The 5,912-nt window shown below is 43.7% G+C and carries 8 protein-coding genes; 3 read left to right on the forward strand and 5 right to left on the reverse strand.

From position 1 onward, the window contains the following. Positions 1 to 11: 11 nt before the first annotated feature. Genes spoVAE through V3851_RS26700 form a run of 4 tightly spaced genes read right to left on the reverse strand, consistent with a single transcriptional unit; the run spans position 12 to position 2,764 of the window. A complete protein-coding gene (spoVAE, locus tag V3851_RS26685) occupies positions 12 to 362 on the reverse strand; it encodes a stage V sporulation protein AE (protein WP_005832063.1) in 351 nt (116 codons plus the stop codon). Then, entirely contained in the window at positions 359 to 1,378 is a 1,020-nt protein-coding gene (gene spoVAD / locus V3851_RS26690) for a stage V sporulation protein AD (protein ID WP_127510464.1), read from the reverse strand. The genes spoVAE and spoVAD overlap by 4 nt, the downstream gene beginning before the upstream one ends. A gap of 1 nt (position 1,379) precedes the next feature. Beyond that, positions 1,380 to 1,859: a stage V sporulation protein AC gene (spoVAC, locus tag V3851_RS26695; RefSeq protein WP_005832062.1), complete on the reverse strand. Its 480-nt coding sequence runs from the start codon at positions 1,857 to 1,859 to the stop codon at positions 1,380 to 1,382. Positions 1,860 to 1,903: 44 nt separating this feature from the next. Beyond that, positions 1,904 to 2,764: a DUF421 domain-containing protein gene (locus V3851_RS26700; RefSeq protein WP_331849412.1), complete on the reverse strand. Its 861-nt coding sequence runs from the start codon at positions 2,762 to 2,764 to the stop codon at positions 1,904 to 1,906. A gap of 210 nt (positions 2,765 to 2,974) precedes the next feature. Between V3851_RS26700 and V3851_RS26705 the strand changes: the two genes are divergently transcribed. From V3851_RS26705 to V3851_RS27050, 3 genes are all read left to right on the forward strand, one after another. Then, positions 2,975 to 3,181: a DUF1657 domain-containing protein gene (locus tag V3851_RS26705; protein WP_277748943.1), complete on the forward strand. Its 207-nt coding sequence runs from the start codon at positions 2,975 to 2,977 to the stop codon at positions 3,179 to 3,181. A 529-nt stretch (positions 3,182 to 3,710) separates the two neighbouring features. After that, a complete protein-coding gene (locus V3851_RS26710) occupies positions 3,711 to 4,115 on the forward strand; it encodes a phospholipase D-like domain-containing protein (RefSeq protein ID WP_331849421.1) in 405 nt (134 codons plus the stop codon). Then, positions 4,009 to 4,263, forward strand: coding sequence for a DUF421 domain-containing protein (locus V3851_RS27050; protein ID WP_371264636.1), 255 nt, complete (start codon positions 4,009 to 4,011; stop codon positions 4,261 to 4,263). Before V3851_RS26710 ends, V3851_RS27050 begins: the two co-directional genes overlap by 107 nt. 216 nt (positions 4,264 to 4,479) lie before the next feature. Here the strand turns inward: V3851_RS27050 and V3851_RS26720 are convergent, their stop codons facing one another. Next, positions 4,480 to 5,523 carry a YkvI family membrane protein gene (locus V3851_RS26720; protein WP_331849422.1) on the reverse strand — a complete coding sequence of 348 codons (1,044 nt, stop codon included), beginning with the start codon at positions 5,521 to 5,523 and terminating at the stop codon, positions 4,480 to 4,482. Positions 5,524 to 5,912 lie beyond the last annotated feature (389 nt).

The following is a 5,912-nucleotide window of genomic DNA, read 5'->3' on the forward strand; positions in this document are numbered from 1 at the left end:
TGGGCCCCGTATTATCCTTTGGGTTTTACGAACAATGCAGCGAGAAACGAAAAAATAATCGCTGCGGATATTCCGGCACTGGTCACTTCGAAAATTCCGGTGATGATCCCAATCCAGCCATTGCTCTTTAGTTCTTGAAGCGCACCATGGACAAGAGCGTTACCAAAGCTTGTAATCGGGACCGATGCTCCTGCCCCGGCAAATTCAATCAGCGGATCATACCATCCAATTCCGTCGACAATCGCGCCCAATACAACAAGCAGGGTCATGGTGTGGGCCGGTGTAAGTTTCAAGACATCAAAACAAAATTGTCCGAAAACACAGATTGCACCTCCCACCAAAAAAGCCCAAAGAAAAATCATAATATCTCCCTTCCTGCCTCTATGGATACGGCATGAGCGATACAAGGAATGCTTTCCCCTTGTTGAAATGAAATCGGGGATAGCAGCGCCCCCGTAGCGACAACGAGGATTCGTTTCAGCTCACCTCTTCGCATCCGATTTAGCAAATGTCCATAGGTAACAACTGCCGAACAACCGCAGCCGCTTGCTCCGGCTTGAACCATTTGGGTTTCATAATCGTAAATCATCATCCCGCAATCGGAATATTCGGTTTGTTCGATGGGAAAGTTATGTTTCTTAAACAATTTACAGGCGATTTCATATCCGACTTTCGCAAGATCGCCGGTAACGATCAAATCGTAATAACCCGGTTCAATTCCCAAATCTCGAACATGCGCCTCAATGGTGTCTACCGCTGCAGGAGCCATCGCTGCGCCCATATTAAACGGATCTTTAATGCCCATATCGATAACCCGGCCAATGGTGGCAGATGTAACAACCGGTCCGTCACCTTCCATGGATACGATGGCAGCACCGGCCCCGGTTACCGTATATTGGGCGGTTGGCGGTTTTTGCGAACCGTACTCGGTCGGATATCGGAACTGTTTCTCCGCACTGGAATCATGGCTGCATGTCCCCGCCAACACAAATTTCGCCGAACCGGAATTTACAAGGTTAGCTGCTAATGCCAGACTTTCCATCGAGGTTGAACAAGCGCCAAACACACCGATGTAAGGGATCGATAATGTTCGCGCGGCAAAACTGCTGCTAATGATTTGATTCATCAAATCCCCGCCTATGTAAAACTGTACTTGTTCCTTTGTCAACCCCGCATTTTCAATAGCCAGTTTTGCCGCTTCTTCAATCAATACCTTTTCTGCTTTCTCCCAGCTCTTTTGTCCCATCATGGATTCTCCATGGACAATGTCAAAATCTTTGGCCAGCGGGCCTCTTCCTTCAAATGGACCCACTACCGTTGCTGTTGATCGGATGAACGGCTTGTTCTCAAATAGCCAACTCTGGTGTCCCTTTAACATATTAAGAGCCTCCCCCGCCTTTGATCAGCAAATGTACAATTCCTACCGCAAAGGCGGCGACTGTACCAAATACAATAACCGGTCCAGCCAGTTTAAACATTTTACCGCCAACACCGAGTACCATACCTTCACTCTGATGTTCAATCGCAGCGGATGCCATCGAATTCGCAAATCCCGTCACAGGCACTGCGGAACCCGCACCAGCCCATTGGGCAAACTTATCGTACACCCCCATGCTGGTCAGAATGACAGAAAGGAGTATCATAACCGCCACGGTAGGGTCTCCAGCTTTTTTCTCATCAAAGCCGCCCCAATGCACAAACATTTCCTGGATGGCTTGTCCAACCAAACAAATGGCCCCGCCGGCTATAAACGCACGAATGAAGTTTTTGAGTATGGGCCTCGGAGGTTCGACGCTTTGCGCCAATTCTTTATATTCCTGTTGTACCCGCGTTAAATTTTTCTTTATATTATTTGCCATGAACATCCTCCTCGAATTTCAGCTGACGTATAATTGGCGAATTGTTAACGAATCAGCAATGGTTTAACTTCATCAATAATCTTTTCTAACGCTTTTGAACATTGCTCGTACATCTGCTTTGTATTTTGTTCTTTGGTAGATAAGCCAAACATTTCGAGATCCGCTTCACACTTTTTCAATGTTGCAAGCAACGCGGCTTTTTTCTGGGGTTTCGGTACTTTGATCTGATCATCAAATAAATCAACGTATAGCTGGCCATAGGAATCCACCTGTCCAAGAAATACGTTATCAATCGAAACACCTAATTTCTCCAGTTCCGTATCCAGCCATTTCCTGTTTAGACCTATCGTGGCAAGCGGTTCGTCCATTATTTTTCCATCCATAATGACCGATTGAGGTTCTTGTTCTGGCCCGACATTTATTCCCAGGTGTTTAGGCGTTAACGGTTGATTTTCCTTGGTTAAAAGAACGCTAACGTCACCGCTTGACTCCATGATGGCGAATTCAACATCGGCAGCTTTGAACACATTCTTTATTCGAAGCTGTTCCATAAGTTCATCCGTGGTAATCCTTTCTTTTTTTAGGTTATCCTCCATGATCTTGCCGTCCTTAATGAGCACTGTTGCTTTGCCGTCGAATAGGTCTCTTGCCGTTTTGCTTTTCAGCTGTAAAAATTCAATCCCTAAAGAAACAACGGTCCAAACCGTCATCGAAACCAAGCCCAGATACCAAGTGGACTCCAGATCCAACGAAACGTAAGCTGCAAGGCTGCCGATCGTGATTCCGGTGATATACTCAAACAATGAAAGCTGTGATACCTGTCGTTTACCCAATATCTTCGTTAGGACAAAAAGAACCCCCATAGACAATAACGTTCGCAAAGCGATTTCTACCCAATCCGGCATAATATCACCATTCCTTTCCAATCACATTAATCGACAAAAGTTAATATGTCCTAATTCCATTATTTTCATGCATTTCCATTTGAATTTTTTTCTAACGTATACTTTTGTTGCGAGACGGAAATATTAATTTCGGTATTGGGAGAATGTAAGCATCTATTCCTATTACCCCTGAAACATTATCCTATCCTAAGGTAAAGGAGGTGACATTCCGTGACAGTTGCTTCTCAAGTGAAAACGTGCGTAGCATCTTTAAAAAGTGCTCAGGCGAGTCTGGAACAATTTGCTTTGGAAACACAAAATCAAGAAGCAAAATCGCTCTTTACGAATGCGGCCCAACAAGCACAACAAATCGTGCAGCAAGTAGAAAGCCGCGTACAACAGTTGGAAAATGAAGAGCCTCAATATAAGGGGTTTTAAGAAAAACAGACAAACCATGAATATTGAGGACATGGCTTGTCTGTTTTCATCGGTGAACAGATTAGAAAAGAGATCAAACCCTACAAGTTGAGTAGGGTTTGATCTCTTTTCGCCACTATTCTATTGTTTAGACAGCTAACCTTGGATAAACCTAAACACTGCCGCCCCCATCGCCACTGCTAAAGCTGACAGTATCCAAGTTCCCCCTAGGCCCAACGCACGCCCATGGCTACGGCCGCCAAATGATGAAGGTTGGAATTGAATGCCGATCTTTTTTCCCCATTCGCTTCCCTTGGGCGCTGTCCTATTGGAGTTGCCGAAATCATTGTAAGATTGTTGTATTCGATCGTCAGGAAGCCTTTACTGGAGGCATCAATATCGGGGATGATATACCGGATTAAAGTCGAATGTCGGCTTTTGACGCGACACCCATATTCGAATAGTGGGTTAACCTGCAAACGAACTGCAAGCAGTCTTCGACGCCCATTGGAATATCGCGCCTTACTTTGTGCCAGATGCAGACATTATTATGGCGATTAAAGCAGCTTTGGTTCGCGGTGTCCGAGTGCGCTTAGTTACCCGCCACGTGGTATCGATCATCGTTGGAGCTGCAAGTCGGACCTACTATGGAGAACTTTTGGAAGCCGGGGTTCATATCTACCTCTACAATAAAGGCGTGTTGCATGCGAAGTTAATGATCATTGACGGAGAAATTGCCGAGACAGGCTCCTCAAATTTTGATTTAAGAAGCTACCGTCTGAATTATGAAGTGTGCGAAGTTGTGTACAGTTCTGAAGTAGCACGAAAACTGGCGGAACAATTCGAGCATGATCTTGCGGACTCCATTCCCTTACGGATGGAAGTCCCGCCTCAACGCACGCATTTGCAGCGGATTCTCGATCAAACGGCGTGCTTGCTTTCACCAATCATTTGATGAAAGAGGAAATGAAAAGTTGTTTCTTCAATTCTCAATTGAGTTCTTGCTAGGTTTTGTAGGATTGTCCATCATTACAAAGATGTTAGGGAAAAACCAATTTAGTCAAGTAACACCGTTTGACTTCATTTCAGCTATTTTTAGGTGAAGTCGTTGGAAATACTCTATATGACATGCAACTGTCTACCCTATGCTGTATTCTTTATTCTTATGGAGGTCATTTATGTTAGCTATTAAGACGGCAGGCCAAAAGTTTTGGAAATAAGAAGTTGGATCGATGGAACCCTGTGCCTTAATTCCGATAGTAGCATAATTACCCAATAGTTGGATTTCGTGCCGAATCAACTTATAAAAATATGGAGACTTAGTCCCTGGGCATCCGTTGAACTGCTAAAAAAATAAGAAGTATCAAACCCATATACCCAAATAGCGGATAAAGATAAGTAAGTAAGGAGGTGAAACCGGCTTGACTAATCAAAAAACTAGCAAGTAATATGCCAAGAACCAACCAACTTTTAGGAAGATTATAAAGACTTTGGATTTGACGAGAAATTCCGAATACATTGCCTATCAATGTGGTGAATATTTCTCCATAGATTACGAGCAAAAACAATACATGAAAATACCGCCCGAAATCTCGAATAATCTCGGCCATCGGAATATCGTATTGAAGAATCTCGGGCATCTTTGAGCTCATTGCAAAATGGCTGACAAGAAGCATAAAACCAAGACCAATGCCTCCCCAAAACCCTCCCCATTTTAATGCGCTTTCGTCATCCACCTCACTCCCCAGAGGAACCATAACGGCTAGAATAAAAGCAAAATTCAATCCTGCATACACAAACGGACTCACGAACCACTTCAAATTGTACAGTTGTTGGTTCTGCCAACCGACTATATCAAAAATATTGTCTATTCTGACAACCTTTACGACAAGGAGAATAGTGAAAAAAAGCATCATGGGAACAACTAACGAGTTTACGAACATAATTCCGCTGATTTCCTTCGTCATCACCAGATAACACAAAACGATGCTGATGATAATACCCAGTTGATAGGGTAGACGGAGTTGTTCTTCGAAAATGGTACCGGTTCCTGAAAGCATCACGGCCGTTACCCCAAATAGAATAATTAAAGTCAAGGCATTTGCGACTTTGCCGAAAATCTTGCCAAACAGATAAACATTAAACTCCTGATATGAAAATGCTTTGATACGGTGAGCTAGAATCATCATTTTAGTGCCGATCCACACAAAAAGAAAGGTGCTGCATAAAATGCCTAATACCCCATAGGCTCCGTATACCGTGAAAAACTGCATAATCGACTGTCCTGAAGCAAATCCGGCTCCCACCACGGTTCCCGAATATGTTGCGGCGATTTGTATTATCATACTTGTATTTTTCTTCATATTTCACCCATGTCCTGGTATAGTATAGAATCATTAAATTCTATGCTTAAAAAAAATGCTTATTCCAAAAGGAACTCGTTGTCAGCCGTTATGACGAGAATCGATAGTGGTCCGGTAGATCATCAATTAACAAACTTGAGTCTTTAACAATGACATGGTAAATATGCAGCTCATGAATCTGGGCATGATTTTTGGAATCGGTAAACTTATGGTTTTGGCCTTTATTTATCTACCGAGGATGAATCTGTGCAATCAACGCCCCGCTTGGCGATGCTCGAAGCCAGCAGATATAGCCCCACATAGATAGGAAACGAATATGTATGTTTCCAGTGAACGGGGTGGTATAAATCGGCCATTTGTGAGACCGGCTCGGCCACAAAAGCGGAAAA

Origin of the sequence: Paenibacillus haidiansis (assembly GCF_036553665.1) — a bacterium.
In the GTDB taxonomy this organism is placed as follows: Bacteria; Bacillota; Bacilli; order Paenibacillales; family Paenibacillaceae; genus Fontibacillus; species Fontibacillus haidiansis.